The following is a 17,111-nucleotide window of genomic DNA, read 5'->3' on the forward strand; positions in this document are numbered from 1 at the left end:
TCATGGCAACTATTACCGCCTCTCTCGTTAACGAACTCCGCCAGAAGACTGGCGTGGGCATGATGCAGTGCAAGAAGGCCCTCACCGAAACTGACGGCGATCTGGACAAGGCTGTTGAACTCCTCCGTAAGCAGGGTGCTGCTGTTGCTGCAAAGCGCGCAGACAAGGCTGCCAAGGAAGGCCGCATCTACCTCATCGAAACTGCTGACAAGGCTGCTGCATTCGAACTGTCTTGCGAAACCGAACCGGTTTCTAACAACGACGACTTCGTTGCTCTCGCTAACCTCGCTGTCAAGGCTGTCGAAACTCAGGCTATCTCCTCTGTGGAAGACCTGAAGAACGCTGTCGTCGATGGCAAGAAGGTGAACGACATCCTCCAGGACGTTCTCGTTAAGATCCAGGAAAACATCGACTTCCGCAAGTTCGCAGAAATCAAGAAGTCTGCAAACTCCGTCTTCGGTGTTTACAGCCACATGAAGGGCAAGATCGGCGTTATTACCGAACTCGCTTATGAAGGCTCTGCCGACGAAGCCGCTCTCAAGGCTGCTGCTAAGGACATCGCTATGCAGGCCGCTGCTTTCGCTCCGGTTGCATTGAACGACGCTGCAGTTCCTGCTGAAACTATCGAAAAGGAACGCGAAATCGCTCGCGCCCAGATCGAAGCTCAGGCTCAGGCAACTGGTAAGGCTACCAAGCCGGAATTCGTTGAACGTCAGCTTGAAGGCCGCGTTGCTAAGGTCCTCAAGGAAATCGTTCTCGAAGACCAGGAATTCTTCATGTCTGAAAAGAACCCCAAGAAGCTCAATGTCAAGGACTACCTCCAGGAAGTCGTTGCAAAGCAGCTTGGCCTCTCTTCCCTGAAGGTCGTAAACTTCATCCGCTTCGAACGCGGTAACTAATTCGCTTTTTGTCATCCCGAGCGTAGTCGAGGGATCTTGCGAAATAGAAAATGGCCGTCCCTTTGGGGGCGGCTATTTTTTATACCCTTCTTTTTACTACATTAGCCATGATTAAGTAATTGGAGCTTATTATGGCAAAGTTTAAGCGAGTTTTGTTGAAGCTTAGTGGCGAAGCCCTCGCAGGCGAAAAGGGCCATGGCATCGACAACGGAATTTTGACAGAAATGGCAAGCGAAATTGCTTCTGTCGTTAAGCAGGGTGTTCAGGTCGCTCTCGTGATCGGTGGCGGCAATATGATCCGCGGCGTGTCCGCATCAGCCGGTGGCATGAACCGTGCCCAGGGCGATGCCATGGGCATGCTGGGTACCGTGATGAATGGACTGGCTATGCAGGACGCCCTTGATAAGCAGGGCATCGACAGTGTGGTCATGAGCGCCATCCGTATGGAACCCATCTGCGAATTTTTTGATCGCCGTAAGGCTATCAAACTTTTGAATGCTGGTTCCGTGGTGATCTTCTCCGCAGGAACCGGCAATCCCTTCTTCACTACCGACAGCTGCGCCGCTCTTCGCGCCATTGAAAGCGAATGCGACGTGATCATGAAGGTGACCAAGGTGGACGGCATCTACTCCGCCGACCCCATGAAGGATCCTACTGCAACCCGCTTCGATGACATTACCTACCAGGAAGTTATCGCCCGCGGTCTTAAGGTGATGGATACCGCCGCTGTGGCCCTGTGCATGGAACACAACATGCCCATTTTCGTGTTCAAGATGGAAAAGGGCTGCTTGACTCAGGCCGCCGTTGAAGGTAATTTAGGTACACTGGTTCATTGTTAATGGAGTAAGAAGTGGTTAGTGTTTAGTGGTTAGTTTTGAGGAAAGATGAAACCTCCTGAACCACTGTTTACTAACCACTGTTTACTAACCACTGTTTACTAACCACTAACTGCATTTCATATCTTTATTCTAAAAGGTTTTATTATGGCAGATTATCAAGTTAAGATGGACAAGGCTATTGAAGCTACTGAACGTGAATTCACCAAGATCCGCGCTGGACAGGCTTCTCCCGCTATCCTGAACGACATTCGTATCGACTATTATGGCACTCCCACTCCTATCTCCCAGGTGGCTAAGGTTTCCGTTCCGGAACCCCGTATGCTTCTGGTTGCTCCGTGGGAAAAGGCACTGGTGGACCTGATCGAAAAGGCTATCTACGCAGCAAACATCGGTCTGACTCCCATGAAGGATGGCAACTCCATTCGCGTTAGCCTCCCGATCCTCACTACCGAACGTCGTCAGGAACTGGCTAAGGTCGCTCGCAAGCACGCTGAAGATGGTCGCGTTGCTATCCGCAACATCCGCCGCGATGCAAACGATGCCATCAAGAAGGACAAGGAAATGCCCGAAGACGAAGCCAAGAAGCAGCAGGACGAAATCCAGAAGGCTACTGACAAGGCTATCGCAAAGATTGACGCTCTCCTTGCTGCCAAGGAAGCAGACATCCTCAAGGTGTAATTGTCCTTTGTAAGGTAACGCGTGGCAAATCAGCTTAGACATGTAGCCATCATTATGGACGGCAATGGCCGCTGGGCCAAGAGCCGCGGCATGGAACGTTTCTTCGGTCATCGCAAGGGGACCGAGTCTACTATCGATGCCGTTGAAATGGGTGTGAACCTCAAACTGGAACACATGACTTTGTATGTCTTCAGTTCCGAAAACTGGGGTCGCCCCTCCAAGGAAGTGGATTATCTGATGAACCTTCTCATTGAGATGGTCGTTAAAGAAATCCCCGACCTGATGGAAAAGAACGTGAAGCTTACGGTCATTGGAAACATGGACCGTATTCCTGAGAAGCCTCGCGCGAGCTTGCAATCTGCAATTGATATTACTGCAAACAATACCGGCATGCAGTTGAACCTGGCTATCTCCTATGGCGGTCGTCAGGAAATCGTCGGTGCCGTAAAGTCCATTGCCGCCCAGGTTGCCGCAGGCTCCCTGTCCGTGGATGATATCGACGAAACCCTGTTTGCAAAAAATCTGTATCTGAAAGGCGCTCCCGACCCGGATCTGATTATCCGTACCGGTGGCGAATTCAGACTTTCCAATTATCTCCTCTGGCAGGCCGCTTATAGCGAATTCTACGTTACCGATACGCTCTGGCCCGACTTCACCAAGGATGAATTTATGCAAGCGGTCGAGTTCTTCAATACTCGCGAACGCCGCTTTGGGAAGGTTCTTCATGAGTAATTTGGCTCAACGTCTGATTACCGCGGTGATTGCAATCCCGCTGGTATTTTTCCTTTTGTGGTTTAACGATTTTTCCCGTGTCGGCCTGATGTGCTTCCTGGCCGGTGTTGGCGCCTGGGAATGGGCTGGCATGGCCACCAAGATGTACAAGGGGCCTAACGTACGTTATCTCTCCTTTGCTTCTAGCCTTGCGTTGACTCTTGCCTGGGCCCTTTCCAAGGGTGGGTACTTTGGTCTTTCTGCCGTGCCCTATGTGGTGGGCATGACCGCCATGGTCATCTTTGCCGTCTACATCGGTGTGGCTTACGCCAAGGTTGAAATTGAAAACCTCTTCCCCTGGCTGGTAATGCAGCTGGCCGCACCTCTGTATGTGGGCCTCTGGGGTGGTATGAATGTCTTGATGATGGGCAATGGCCAGGGCTTTGAACATTGCTATGGATTTATCCTGGTCATGACCAGCGTGTGGCTCTGCGATACTGTCGCTTACTTCTTTGGAAAGTTTGCTGCAGGCAAGGGCCCCTTCGGTCGTCATCTCTTTGCTCCCAGCATCAGCCCCAAGAAAACCTGGGAAGGTTCCATTGCGGGTTCTGTTGCAACCATTGCATGGGTGGCCTACTGGGCAAACTGCAGTTCCGCCCTTGGCGCCTTCAATGTAAACATGGATTGGTGCAAGGCCATTATTCTTGGCGTCATGGTGACCGTGGCTGGTCAGGCTGGCGATCTTCTCATGAGTGCTCTCAAGCGCTGGAGCGGTACCAAGGATTCCGGCAACTTGTTTGTGGGGCATGGCGGAGTCCTGGATCGCTGCGATTCCTTCTTCCTGGCAGCGCCGATGCTCTGGCTGTTGCTTGATTTCATGAAGAATCTTGCTTAAAAAATTGGAGGTGCAAACCTCCTTTTTTTATTATTGTTAGGTATAAAGGAGGATTTGTGGATACACCTATTGACATCAGGATGGCACTAGGTACCGACGTTGTCGGTATGATTCTTGTCGTCGTGATGATTGTGGGTAATGTCTGGAGATTGCGTCTAAAAACCAAGGAAAGCAAGCTGCTCATTGCGATGCTGCTATTCTGCTTTTTCAGTTGCCTTTCTGACCTTTTTGCTTATGCCGCCGATGGTTGTTCCTGCGTCTATGCTAAGCAGTTAGTGTATATCACGAACTCGTGGGTCTATGCCTCCAACTTCCTCTGTGCATACAGCTGGATGTCCTTCCTAAAGGAACATTTCCGTATGGAGTTGAATGGCTTCCTGAAATGTATCCTGCGGATTTCCATGGTCGTCTTGCCCCTGATGCTGTTGACGAATCTTTTTGTGCCGTTACTCTTTAGCGTTAACGAACATAACCGCTACGTTCGCTGTTTCGGCTACTGGATTTATATCTTTTTCAACTACAGCATCGTGGTTACATCCCTTACGCTCTACTATAAGAATTACAGGCAGGATGGCCTAATCCGATTTTTCCCCATTTGGTTTTACGCGATTCCGACTGTTGTGGCCATCGTGCTGCAGAGTATCTTCTACGGTGTGTCGTTGATGGCGCCTAGTTTTGCCGTCGCTATTGCGGGCGCGTTCTGTAGCCTGCAGAACGAACGCGTTTTCAGGGATTATCTGACCGGTCTTTTCAATCGCCCCTTCCTTGACTATGTGCTGTACCTGTACAATAACAAAAAGCGTCAGTCCAGCGGGATCATGGTCAGCCTTTGCGATTTTTCAAAAATCAATGACGAGTTAGGCCATAAGGTCGGTGACCGTGCCTTGTGCAATGCGGCCGATATCCTCCGTGAGTCTACGGGGCAGTGGGGTTCAATCCTGCGCTACTCAGGTGACGAGTTCATTATCATGGTCGATACGCATCACGATAACAGTATTGCCAACTGCGTAGAAAAAATCAGGATGAATGTGGAAAAGTTCAATCGCAATAGCGGTGAACCGTATAAGTTGACTGTCGCTATTGGCGTCAAGAAATATGCGGGAAGTTCCGAAAGCGTGGATTACTTCCAGGACTGTCTGTTGGCGGATATGAAAAAAGACAAGCGGCGTATAAAGGGGCTTGCCTTGTAGATATTGGGTTTCGCGGACAGGAAACGCAAACTATTAAAGAGTAATTAGGCCGTGTCAGGGAATCCTTGACGCGGCCATTTAAGTTTTCGCTACTTGATGTAATAGATGTAGTTTTCTTTGCGGGCCAAAGCCTGGGGAACAGGTGTCTGACGGTAACCTAGGGCCACGTGGCCGATGCCTTCGTAGTTGCCCTTGATGCCCAGCTTTTCTAGAATAGACTTTCCGAATTCGCTTTCGAATTCCTGTTTGGCGCGGTGGATCCAGACGCTGCCGAGGCCAAGGCTTGCGGCGGCATTCATCAGGTTTCCCATGACAAGACTGCCGTCGTTGATATAGGTTCCGGAGCCGTTGTTGGCATCCTTGTCTGCAATGACAATCAGGATTACAGGTGCGCCGTAGAAGGGGTCGAAACCTTCGTCCCAACCGCCGATCTTGCGGTTCTCTTCGGCAATCTGGTCGCGGACTTCCTTGTTGGTTACGGCGATGATGATGGAAGACTGCTGATTTTTTCCGGAGGGGGCGAAGGTTCCTGCGCGAAGCACGGCTTCCAATTCCTCGTCGGTAATCATGTCGGGCTTGAACTTGCGGCAGCTGCGGCGAGTTTCCAGAGTTTTCAGGGTTTCGTTCATCATTGTCTTACCTATGGCGAAAAAGTTTTGCCGAGGGCCATTTGGCACCACGTTCATTATAAAAATAGCATTTTCAAATAACTGACTTTATAAAAAAAGAAATTTATTTAAACAAGGTCTTGACCTAGAGTCAACTCTAGATGATATATTATAACAAAAAGAGGTTTCAATGAAAAAGATCATCCTCATCCTTTTAACAATCCTTATGGGGGCTGCCATGGCTGCTGAATCCAAGAAACTGGTCATCTATTATTCCCGTGCCGACGAAAACTATAGCGTGGGCTATATCAAGAAGGGCAATACCGAAATCGTTGCCGAAATCATTGCCGCAAAAACAGGTGCAACGCTTTTGAAGGTGGAACCCGTCAAGGAATATCCGAAAGAATACGACGACTGTATCGCTGTGGCCAAGAAGGAATTGGCAAACGACGCCCGTCCCGAAATTAAACCGGTTAGTGTCAATCCGGAAGAATACGACGAAATCTATGTCGGATATCCCGTGTGGTGGGGCGAAATGCCTATGCCCATGGTAACCTTCTTCGAAAAGTACAATCTGAAGGGTAAAACTATTCATCCTTTTGTCACTCACGAAGGTAGCGGCCTCAGCGGTGTAGCCCGACTTAAGAAGTTGACCGGCGCCAATGTTACTATGGGTCTCGCCATTTATGGTCACGTTGCCCAGAACGAAAAGTCCAAGGCCGAAAAAGACGTGGAAAAGTGGATAAGGTAAAAGGACATTTTTCCTTGAAAAATGCAGCTGTGTCCGTTTTGTAATGGATATGGCTTTTTTATTTTATTCTAAATTTACTGTTAAAAATGAATCGAATTCTTTCCATAATTTTGATTTTTCTTTTTACTGTTCTTGCTCACGGGCAGGAACCGGTTTCGGATACAACGGTGGTTCGTCAGTCAACGGACCATAAAAGTAATTCAGCCTCCGTTACTTTGTCGCCTTTCGATCACCTGGGTCAAAACATGCTGTGGAGTGCCTTTGGCTGGCCTCTCGCTTTTCACCTAGTTGGCGGTGGCGCAACCTACCTGCTTTCTACCAATGATGTGGATTTGAAGGTGGCCCGGTTTGCCGCTCGTCAGAATGAGCTGGCCTTCGGTATCGCCTTTATGCCGGGAATGATGGCGGGAACGTTTTTCCCGTTTCTTGTTCCTGGCTATATGTACTTCTTTAGCGACAATAAAACCTTGAACAATACCGGTGCGGTGGCGGCCCAGGCTACGGCGGTGGCGTTTTTGTACAACAATATCCTGAAGGCAATTTCGGGGCGTGCCCACCCGGTGGCGGATAGCAATAGCGGAAGCCTTTCCCGGGATTTTAAGTGGGGCTTTTTTAAGCGAGGTGTTTTTTATGGCTGGCCTTCGGGGCACTCCATGACCAACGCAGCCCTTGCCATGAGCATCGCCAGCTATCATCGTGACAATCCCTTCGTGGTTGCGGGCTGTGGCCTCTTTGCGGGCTATGTGGCGACCAGCATGGTCCTTGGTGCCAAGGGGGAGGCGCACTGGTTTTCCGATGCGGTGGCCGGTGTTCTGATGGGAGCCTCTATCGGGTGGTACATCGGAAATGCGTTCTATCGTGAAAAAAACGGCGCACCCGAAAAAGGGATGCGGGTTACCGTTGCGCCCCTATTTTATGATGACCAGAAAGGGCTTGTGGCCTCCTTGTATTTCTAGTCTTTAGACATGGGCGGTTTACTCTCGGTGGTGTGAATTATCTACATTATTTGTGGAAAAACATAAGGTCTTAGATGAATATTCTTCTTACAGGTGGCGCAGGTTATATTGGCAGCCACACCATCATTGAACTTGATAAGGCTGGCCACTCCGTGGTTGTGGTCGATAATCTGGTGAACTCCAGCGAGGAATCCCTTCGCCGGGTGGCTCAGATTATTGGAAAGCCGGTTCCCTTTGTAAAGGCTGACGCCCGTGATGCAGCCGCCATGAACGAAGTTTTTGAAAAGTATTCCTTTGATGCCTGCATTCATTTTGCGGGTCTCAAGGCGGTGGGCGAATCTGTTGCCAAGCCTCTGGAGTATTACGAGAACAACATGAACGCCACCTTCGTTCTGTTGGACGTCATGCGCAAGCATAACTGCAAGAACTTTATTTTTTCTTCTTCTGCAACGGTGTATGGCGATCCGGCCATCATCCCCATTACTGAAGAATGCCCCAAGGGTCAGTGCACCAATCCCTATGGCAAGACCAAGTCCATGCTTGAAGAAGTACTGATGGATTTGCAGAAGGCCGACCCTGAGTGGAACGTAGTGCTCCTCCGTTATTTCAATCCCATTGGCGCTCACCAGAGCGGTCTCATTGGCGAGAACCCCAACGGAATTCCCAACAATTTGATGCCTTATATTACGCAGACCGCCGTGGGCTTACGTCAGGAACTGGGCGTGTTCGGCAACGATTACGATACCCCCGACGGAACTGGTGTCCGCGACTATATTCACGTTTGCGATTTGGCTGCGGGCCATGTGTGCGCCTTGCAGGCCATTGAACGTAAGTGTGGCCTTGCCATCTACAACCTGGGTACAGGTCATGGCTATTCTGTATTGGATGTGGTTCACGCATTCGAAAAAGCAAACGGATTGAAGGTCCCGTATAGTATCAAGCCTCGCCGTGCCGGCGACATCGCTACCTGTTACTGCAACCCTGCAAAGGCCAAGGCTGAATTGGGTTGGGAAGCGAAGTACGGTATCGAGGATATGTGCCGCGATTCCTGGAACTTCCAGAAGAATAATCCCAAGGGATATTAAGAAGTGGTTAGTAAACAGTGGCTAGTAAACAGGGATCACTAACCACTAACCACCAACCACTAACCACTAACCACCAACCACTAACCACTAACCACCAACCACTAATCACTAACCACTAACCACTAACCACTAATCACTATCATTATGAAAAATGTCGTTCTTCTCGGTGCTACCGGTTCTATCGGAACTTCTACTGTAGATGTTTGCCTTCAGCATTCCGACCTGTTCAAGGTCTATGCCGTGGCTGCAAATTCCAGCGTTGAAAAAGTTGCTGAAATTGTTCGCAAGTTCAAGGTGGAACGTGTTTGCATGTTCAAGCCCGAAGCCGCCAAGGAACTGAGTGCCATGCTCAATATGCCGGTGCTCTCCGGTATGGAAGGCCTCTGCGAACTGGCTGCCGACCCCAAGGCCGACATCATCATTAACGCCCTGATGGGTGCCGTTGGCTGCCTTCCCACCATTACCGCCATCGAACACGGCAAGCATGTGGCTCTCGCCAACAAGGAAACCATGGTCATGGCCGGCCCCGTCATCTGGGACAAGCTTGCTGAAAATCCCAAGGCGTTCATCACTCCCATCGATTCTGAACACAGCGCTATTTTCCAGTGCCTGGCCGACCGCCCCAACAAGGAAGTGGAATGCCTGGAAATCACCGCTTCCGGTGGCCCTTTCCGTACCTGGGATATCGAACGTTTTGAAAACATCACTGTTGCCGATGCTTTGAATCATCCGGTGTGGAGCATGGGCCGCAAGATCACCATCGACTCCGCTTCCATGATGAACAAGGGCCTTGAAGTTCTGGAAGCCCACTTCCTATTCCACATTCCTTATGAACAGATCAAGGTTGTGGTTCACCCCCAGTCTATGGTGCATTCCCTGGTGCAGTTCCGCGACGGTTCCCTGATGGCTCAGCTGGGTGCTCCCGACATGCGCATTCCTATTCAGGTGGCCCTCACTTGGCCGGAACGCCTGCCCCTGGAAACCAAGCGCCTCGACCTGCCGACCTTGGGTCAGCTCACCTTCTTCGAACCGGACTTCAACAAGTTCCGCTGCCTGGCTCTCGCCTTCGAAGCTGGCCGCCGCGGCGGTGTAGTTCCCGCCATGATGAACGCCGCCAACGAAGTTCTGGTGGATCGCTTCCTGGATGGCAAGCTGAAGTTCACCGATATTCCTCGCCATGTGGAAACTATCATCAACGGCGCTCCCAACCTTACCGGTCATCTGACTCTGGAACAGGTTCTGGAAGCCGACGCAGAAGCTCGCCGCCTGACTCTTGACTTGATTAAGTAAATTCTGGCAGATTGTTGAAAAAGGGTTCGCTTTGCGGGCCCTTTTTTGATGTGGAACACATTTTGGAAACAGCTGTTACACTTGTAAACAGAATTAATGATGTTTTTTAGCTTTGTTCTAAAAAAACTCCTATATTGATTTTGAATAAGTGTAAGGAGATGTGTATGTTTTCAAAATTCGGTCTCAAACAGTTTGCGCCGTTGGCCATTTCTGCATTGACTCTGGCTTCTACAGCTTTTGGTGCCAATGCCTACATCAACCAGATTGGTTATCGTTCAAATGATGCCAAGGAATTCACCGTTCAGGATGTTAGCGGCCCTGTCGAAATCGTGGATGCTGCGGGCAGTATCGTCATGACAGCCACCCCGTCTGCCTCCGCCCTGTGGGTTCCCAGCAACCAGAATGTGTCTCTGGTGGATTTCTCCGATTTGAAGACTCCTGGTGTTTACTCTATCCGAGTGGGCGGCCAGGTTCTCCGCAATGATCTTAAGATTGCCGACAATACATTTGAAGATGTAACTAAGGCCGCCTTGAAGTGGTTCTACTATCAGCGTGCCTCCATGGCGTTGGAACAGACCTATGCTGGTCAGTGGGCTCGTGCCGCTGGCCATAACGCAGGCACTTACCAGCTTCACAATTCCGCAGGTTCGGGCTCCATTTCTTCCGGTAAGGGCTGGTACGATGCTGGCGACTATGGTCGTTATATCGTGAACTCCGGCATCACTACTTATACACTCCTTTCTCTGTTTGAACACTATCCGGATTACTTCAGGACCCTCAAGTGGAACATTCCTGCCGAAGGTACTCTGCCTGATCTGTTGGCAGAAATCAAGTACAATCTGGATTGGATGCTCACCATGCAGGATACCGATGGTGGCGTATTCCATAAGTTGACCTCCCTTGGTTTCCCTGGCGATGACATGCCCGCTGCAGACAAACTTACTCTTTATGTTATCGGTAAGGGTACTGCTGCCACCTTTGATTTTGCAGGCGTCATGGCAACCGCTTCCCGAGTCTACAAGGCCTACGATGCAACTTTTGCTGCCCAGTGTCTTGAAGCCGCCAAGAAGGCTTACGCATGGGGTGCCCAGAATCCCAATGTAACCTATTCCAATCCCCAGGGCGTTTCTACTGGGGAATATGGTGACCAGTGGCTCGACGATGAAAAGCTGTTCGCAGGTACCGAACTGTTCATTGCCACAGGGGATGCTTCCTACAAGCAGAATGTTTCTAAAGCCAATGTTCCCAACTGGGGCGATGTCTCTGGTCTTGCCGCCTATGGTGCTGCCACATACGGTACCGATGATGGTAGCAAGAACATTTTGATCAAGACCGCCGATGAATTTGTGAAACGTTCCGAAACAGGCTTTGGTGTTGTTATGGCCAAAGATGATTTTGTCTGGGGATCCAACGCAGTGGCCGCTAATCAGGGTATCTGGCTGTTGCATGCCTATTACCTGACTGGTGAAGATAAGTACTACAAGGCTGCCCGCAAGGTCCTGGATTATCTGTTGGGCAAGAATCCTCTGGACATGTCCTTTATGACAGGTTTTGGAACCAAGTCCCCGAAGAAGCCTCATCATCGTCCCAGTACCGCTGACAAGGTGACTGACCCTGTGCCCGGTATGTTGGTGGGTGGTCCTCAGCCCGGCGGTGAAGACATCGGTTCTGAAAGTTGGGAATGTAAGGACTACCGCACTGGCGTTCCTGCAACTTCCTATATCGACCACAACTGCAGCTACGCTTCTAACGAAGTGGCCATTAACTGGAATGCTCCGCTGGCTTATTTGGCTGGTGCAATCGAAGCCCTTAATGCTGGCCATGCTCCTAGCTTTGCTGTGGGTGGTGTGGCCAAGGGCGAAGCTACATCAATTAAACCCTCTGTGACAAGGCACTCCTCTTCAGAAGGCGCTCTCCGTATGCGATTTGTGGATCAGCAGGTCTTCATTGAACGCAATGGAAAACGTTTTGATTTGAAGGGTATGCAGATAAAGTAGTTCTAACCTTTTGAAAACCGGCCCTTGGCCGGTAAATAAAAAACTGCGGATGGGCGAGCCTTGCGGCTCGCCTTTCTGCTATAAAGCCCATAGTGTTACTCGTCGTTGCTCTCGCCTTTTGCTATATTGAAAAACGATGGAAAATGTCCTTGATAATGTTTTGATGTTTGTTTTGGGCCTGATTGGCCTGAGTTTTTTGGTGACTATCCATGAGCTGGGTCATTTCCTGGTGGCAAAGTGGAATAACGTCAAGGTGAACACCTTTAGTGTTGGCTTTGGCAAGAAACTTCTGAAGTACAAGGTTGGCGAAACCGAATACTGTATTTCCGCCATTCCCTTTGGTGGCTATGTGGCCATGGCCGGTGAAAATCCCGACAAGATCCAGGAAGGCGAAGCTCTGGATGAACGTGATTTTATGGCTAAGTCCGTTGGCGCCCGCGCAGCCATCGCCTTTGCCGGACCTTTCATCAACATTGTGTTTGCATTTGTCCTTTTGATGATTCTTTACATGGTGGGCGTTCAGGAACCCGCTAACAAGGAATTGATTATTGGCTTTGTAGGTAAGAATTCTCCCGCCGAAGTTTCAGGCATTATTCCCGGCGACACCATCACCGCCATTAACGGTAAGCCCACTCAGGGCTGGGATGATTTCCGCGAACAGATCGGCGTAAGCCTTGGCGCCAATGTGGAATTGGAAGTCCATCGCGAGGGTTCTGTGCAGACCATTGTTGTGGTGCCCGAAGAACTGGTAATTCCCGCACAGGACTCCACCGATTCCGAAACCAAGATGGGTATCGGCGATATTGGCATTTACCCTCAGAATCGCGTGATTGTCCGTTTGCCGCCGGTGGCAGGTTCCGCTGCAGAAAAGGCTGGAATTCTTCAGAACGATACCGTTCTTGAAATTAACGGCAAGCATATTGGCCGCTACGAAGATGTGGTCCGTCAGATTGATGGTTCCAAGGGCGAAGAAGTCCGCGTAACCGTTACACGCAATGGCGACACTCTTACTCTCCCCATGACTCCGGTCTATAACGAAGAATACAAGCGCTATATGGTGGGTGTGCAGATGGGCTATGTCCTCTTCCGCGAAACAAAGTTTGTTCGTCGCGGTCCCATCGAGGCTCTTGAAAAGACTTGCGCTACCAGCTGGAAAATGACCACCAGCATCTTCCGTTATTTTGGCCGCCTCTTCAAGGGTCAAGTCAAGATGGACGCATTCTCCGGCCCCGTTTCCATCGTGGCGGTCATGGGTAACGTATGGATGAGCGGCTTCCAGGAATTCCTTATGCTCCTGGCACTCATCAGCATCAACCTTGGCGTTATGAACTTGCTTCCGCTGGCCATTACCGATGGCGGCCTCCTCATGTTCCTCGGCATCGAAAAGCTCCGCGGAAAGCCCCTTTCCACAAAGACTCAGACTATTATTCAGAACGTGGCCGCTGCCTTCTTCATTTCATTCTTTGTGTTCATCACAATCCTTGACTTTGGAAAGCTGAGCCTGTTCTTGAAGTGACGCATGGCATCATCCTGAGTCCCGTATCAGATTTAGCTGAGTCAATTCACTGCGATGGTGGAAGAAATCAGTTTAGCCATAGGATGGTTTACGTATGAAATTCGTATCTCTCGTTGGATTATGCCTCCTTTTAAGTGAATCAGTTCTTGCTGCATACTCAGGAACCCCGCAGGTTCCTATGAAAATTGACAATTGCTACCAAATTTCTTCTGCAGAAGAATTGTATGGTTTCGCAAAAATCATGAATGAGATGGATGCTGGGGGGCAATCGAAGGAGTCGGTTTGCGCGAAGCTTGTTGCGGATATTGTAGTCAACAACAATGTTTTAGAAGGTGACTCCCTGAATGGGGATGGAAGTGATTTTATTCCCTGGACTCCTATTGCCAATTTTACGGGAGTTTTTGACGGGCAAAATCATACGATATCAGGACTTTACTACAAAAATACGGAAACCTTTGCTTCTGCGGGATTTATCCTGACTGTTACGGGAACGTCCGAAAAAGATTACTCGATTGTGAGGAATGTCGGAATTGTTGATTCTTATTTCTATGGAGATCTGTATGTAGGAGGAATTGTTGCTCTTGCGAGAAATCTCACTTTGGAAAATGTTTTTCACAAGGGTACTGTGGTTGGCTCTACGGGGGTAGGTGGACTTGTTGGACTTTCCAGCATGAATGGAACGTTCCTTAATTCGTACAACGAGGGCGTTGTTAAAGGATATGAACGACCCAATAGTATTTATCCGGCTATGTACATTGGTGGTGTTGCCGGCTATATTCATACGGGTAAGAACCTGGTGAGAAATTGTTACAACATCGCGCAAATTGATCCATCGGGAAGTTATGTTGGGGGAATTGTCGGAATTGTTGGTAAAGAAACTGATCTCACGATTGAAAATTCTTTTAATACAGTAAAACTGTATAACGCACTGTTGTCAGGTTTGGTTGGATATGTAGATGCTACCGCAAACTTGACAACGAATAATTCGTTCAATAAAGGGACGAATTCGGGTGAATTTGAGAGAACGGATGCGTCCTTCTCTAATGGCGAATTAGCAGTTATGCTTCACTATGGCTTTAAAGGTGAGGTTTGGGGTCAAAACGTTGGTACAGATCCGTATCCGATTCTGAGTGGGTTTGTAAAAGGGTATTCGGGAGAAGTAACTCTTTATGATGTCAAACTGCATACCTTTGATGGCGACACTGCTGAATATGTCCAACAGTATTTGAAAGGTGTTGGCACTACATTACAGGTCCCTTTACGGCAGAATTATCTTTTTGGAGGATGGTATTCCGATAGTGACTTTTCGGGGAATGCTGTAACGAAAATTTTGGCGAGTGATGCTGGCTCAAAAGAGTTCTTTGCGAAGTGGTTAAAGACACTTGAAAAGAAAGACGGTTGTTATGAAATTTCGTCAGGTGAAGATCTTTATGTTTTTGCTGCAATTGTCAATGGAAATGATGGATTTACTCAGGAACGAACTGCTTGTGGCAGGCTGACTGCAAATATTGTTGTCAATAAAAATGTTCTTGATGAAAAAGGAAATTTGAATAGTGCAGGTTCATCAACTTTTAAAACCTGGACTCCGATAGGCCCGTTTAGCGGTACATTCGATGGCCAAGGACATTATATATCTGGACTTTATTACAATGATTCCAAGAAGGATCAGATTGGTCTTTTTGGTTATGTATCTGGCTCAAGCGAAAATCCTGGCATTATAGAAAATGTTGGCCTTGTAGATTCCTATATCAATTCGCACGATGATGCGGGGACTTTGATAGGCAAGGCGACAGGCTATGTTTATGTCAAAAATTCTTACAGTACAAGTACAATAAAAGGAGGGACGTTTACGGGAGGCCTTGTTGGCTACGAAAATGGACATGCCCTTACTATTAGCAATTCGTACTTCGCAGGAAACGTTGCTGGCTATCAATGTGTAGGAGGTATGCTAGGTGGTTCGTATGGAAACGAACAGGTCAAGTTCATAAATTCCTTCAATACGAAACAAGGCTTTGTTGGGTACGTTAAGAATAAAAAGGATAGTAGTGTTATTGTTGTTCACTCTTATGCTCCTAGTTCGTCTGGCTATGGAGAAACCTCGGTCAAGTTAGAACAGTTCAAGGATGGCTCTGTGGCTTCGGCCTTGCATAACTATTCAAGTACGGATGTCGATGGATCCGTATGGGGACAAAATGTAGGCGTAGATTTATATCCTGTTTTAAACGTTAATTTCGATGCTGAATTATTTAAAGTTTCAAAAGCAGCGTTTCACTATAATGACGATAGTATTACAGACGAAGTCATGAATTACGTTGAAGGTGTTCCTGAATATATCAAGAACCCATCCGTACAAAATAAGATATTCGTTGGATGGTATAATAATAAATCATTTGATGGTTCTGTAGTCCATCCTATAAATGCTGAAACTAAGGGTGATATGGAATTTTATGCAAAGTGGATTTCAATCAGGGAGCCGGAAACAGAGGATGAATGTTATGTCATAAAAACAGTCGATGACCTGTACAGTTTTGCTGCTATTGTTAATGGCGCAAATGGAATGAGTAAACAGGAAAGAGCCTGCGCCAAACAAGTAGCTGATATCACTGTTAATAAGGACTTTCTTAAACCAGATGGAACGTTGAAGTTTAGTGATGATGATTTGGTTGTATGGACTCCAATTCAAAACTTTAGAGGAACCTTTGACGGTCAGGGACATACAATAAACGGACTCTTTTATGCGTCAAGTTATGTTGTAGGGGTAGGACTGTTTGCAAATTTGAAAGGAGATGTCGAGGGTGATGGAGCTGTTGTCAAGAACGTTGGCATTGTACAATCATATCTAAAAAGCTCTGGTCAGGCTGGTGCGATTGCAGGAACTGTTGAAGGAAACGTTTTGCTGGAAGGTGTATTCAACAGCTCTATTATTTCAGCTGGGCTGGCCGGTGGCTTAGTCGGTCTTGTAAAACAGAATGGTCACTTGCTTGTGCGGAATGTCTTTAATATCGGTTCCGTAAGAAGTGGGGATGATGTAAGTGTTGGAGGCTTGGTTGGAAAAATTAATTCGGGGAGCTTCGTTCGTATTGTCAATTCTTTTAACGGGATGGTTTTAAGTAATGGTAATTCTAACCTAATAAATTGCAATAGCGATTCCTTGTGCAAAGTTGAACATTCTTATTATTTGTCTCTTGATAGTGTAGAATCAGTTGGCTCAGCTGCGACTCAGCTAGAGTTCGCTGATGGTTCAATTGCGAAAGCCTTGCGTGAATATGACAGTGATGAAATTGATGGATCGATGTGGGGACAAAACATTGGCGTAGATTCCTATCCGAATTTGACCGGTGAAATAAATATTTCTGGAGCTCCAGTTATTCCCTCATATCCAGGTGATGCTCCTGAATCCAGCTCAAGCGAAAATCCTGAATCGAGTCCGAGTGACGAAGTTGATCCCGATTCCAGTTCAGCTACAGATGGGCTTGATTTCCAATTGAAAAAGATTCCCGTTGTGTCTATATACACTTTTAAAAATGAAATCTTTGTGGACGAATTTGATGGTTTTGTTACTGTATTTGATGTGAATGGAAAATTGCTTTCGAAGTCTTATTCAAATGGAACTGCTCGGATAAAAGTGAATCGCCCTGGAACGTATATCGTTATGGCTGGGAAACGTATGTGGAAAGTCCTATTGAAAAGATAAGT

The 17,111-nt window shown here is 48.2% G+C and carries 14 protein-coding genes; 13 read left to right on the plus strand and 1 reads right to left on the minus strand.

Annotated elements, in window-relative coordinates:
- The first annotated feature begins 2 nt into the window (after window positions 1-2).
- The 6 genes from tsf to BUB94_RS03620 all read left to right on the plus strand — a co-directional run bounded on the left by tsf (window position 3) and on the right by BUB94_RS03620 (window position 5,212).
- Window positions 3-899, plus strand: a complete 897-nt coding sequence (gene tsf / locus BUB94_RS03595; protein ID WP_073161107.1) for a translation elongation factor Ts — start codon at window positions 3-5, stop codon at window positions 897-899.
- A gap of 131 nt (window positions 900-1,030) precedes the next feature.
- Window positions 1,031-1,738, plus strand: a complete 708-nt coding sequence (pyrH, locus tag BUB94_RS03600) for a UMP kinase (protein ID WP_073161106.1) — start codon at window positions 1,031-1,033, stop codon at window positions 1,736-1,738.
- A 144-nt stretch (window positions 1,739-1,882) separates the two neighbouring features.
- The gene (gene frr, locus BUB94_RS03605; protein WP_073161105.1) at window positions 1,883-2,416 is read left to right on the plus strand and encodes a ribosome recycling factor; all 534 of its coding nucleotides are present in this window, start codon (window positions 1,883-1,885) and stop codon (window positions 2,414-2,416) included.
- Window positions 2,417-2,437: 21 nt separating this feature from the next.
- Window positions 2,438-3,148, plus strand: a complete 711-nt coding sequence (locus BUB94_RS03610) for an isoprenyl transferase (RefSeq protein WP_073161104.1) — start codon at window positions 2,438-2,440, stop codon at window positions 3,146-3,148.
- Window positions 3,141-4,022 carry a phosphatidate cytidylyltransferase gene (locus tag BUB94_RS03615; protein ID WP_073161103.1) on the plus strand — a complete coding sequence of 294 codons (882 nt, stop codon included), beginning with the start codon at window positions 3,141-3,143 and terminating at the stop codon, window positions 4,020-4,022. Before BUB94_RS03610 ends, BUB94_RS03615 begins: the two co-directional genes overlap by 8 nt.
- 56 nt (window positions 4,023-4,078) lie before the next feature.
- Entirely contained in the window at window positions 4,079-5,212 is a 1,134-nt protein-coding gene (locus BUB94_RS03620; protein WP_139258445.1) for a GGDEF domain-containing protein, read from the plus strand.
- Between the two features lie 89 nt (window positions 5,213-5,301).
- Here the strand turns inward: BUB94_RS03620 and BUB94_RS03625 are convergent, their stop codons facing one another.
- Window positions 5,302-5,841, minus strand: a complete 540-nt coding sequence (locus BUB94_RS03625; protein WP_073161144.1) for a nitroreductase — start codon at window positions 5,839-5,841, stop codon at window positions 5,302-5,304.
- A gap of 169 nt (window positions 5,842-6,010) precedes the next feature.
- Here BUB94_RS03625 and BUB94_RS03630 point away from each other — a divergent pair, with 169 nt between their 5' ends.
- From BUB94_RS03630 to BUB94_RS03660, 7 genes are all read left to right on the plus strand, one after another.
- Window positions 6,011-6,571: a flavodoxin gene (locus BUB94_RS03630; protein ID WP_249505647.1), complete on the plus strand. Its 561-nt coding sequence runs from the start codon at window positions 6,011-6,013 to the stop codon at window positions 6,569-6,571.
- 86 nt (window positions 6,572-6,657) lie between these two features.
- On the plus strand, window positions 6,658-7,527 hold the full coding sequence (locus BUB94_RS03635) for a phosphatase PAP2 family protein (RefSeq protein ID WP_083538085.1): 870 nt from the start codon (window positions 6,658-6,660) through the stop codon (window positions 7,525-7,527).
- 74 nt (window positions 7,528-7,601) lie between these two features.
- Window positions 7,602-8,612: a UDP-glucose 4-epimerase GalE gene (gene galE, locus BUB94_RS03640; protein ID WP_073234327.1), complete on the plus strand. Its 1,011-nt coding sequence runs from the start codon at window positions 7,602-7,604 to the stop codon at window positions 8,610-8,612.
- A gap of 144 nt (window positions 8,613-8,756) precedes the next feature.
- Window positions 8,757-9,902, plus strand: a complete 1,146-nt coding sequence (locus tag BUB94_RS03645; RefSeq protein WP_073161099.1) for a 1-deoxy-D-xylulose-5-phosphate reductoisomerase — start codon at window positions 8,757-8,759, stop codon at window positions 9,900-9,902.
- A 164-nt stretch (window positions 9,903-10,066) separates the two neighbouring features.
- Complete coding sequence (locus BUB94_RS03650) at window positions 10,067-11,899, plus strand: glycoside hydrolase family 9 protein (RefSeq protein ID WP_073161098.1); 1,833 nt, start codon at window positions 10,067-10,069, stop codon at window positions 11,897-11,899.
- A 136-nt stretch (window positions 11,900-12,035) separates the two neighbouring features.
- A complete protein-coding gene (gene rseP, locus BUB94_RS03655) occupies window positions 12,036-13,415 on the plus strand; it encodes an RIP metalloprotease RseP (RefSeq protein ID WP_073234330.1) in 1,380 nt (459 codons plus the stop codon).
- Window positions 13,416-13,509: 94 nt separating this feature from the next.
- Window positions 13,510-17,109: an InlB B-repeat-containing protein gene (locus tag BUB94_RS03660; RefSeq protein WP_073234331.1), complete on the plus strand. Its 3,600-nt coding sequence runs from the start codon at window positions 13,510-13,512 to the stop codon at window positions 17,107-17,109.
- Window positions 17,110-17,111: the final 2 nt, after the last annotated feature.

The organism is Fibrobacter sp. UWH9 (assembly GCF_900129715.1).
Classification (GTDB): Bacteria; Fibrobacterota; Fibrobacteria; order Fibrobacterales; family Fibrobacteraceae; genus Fibrobacter.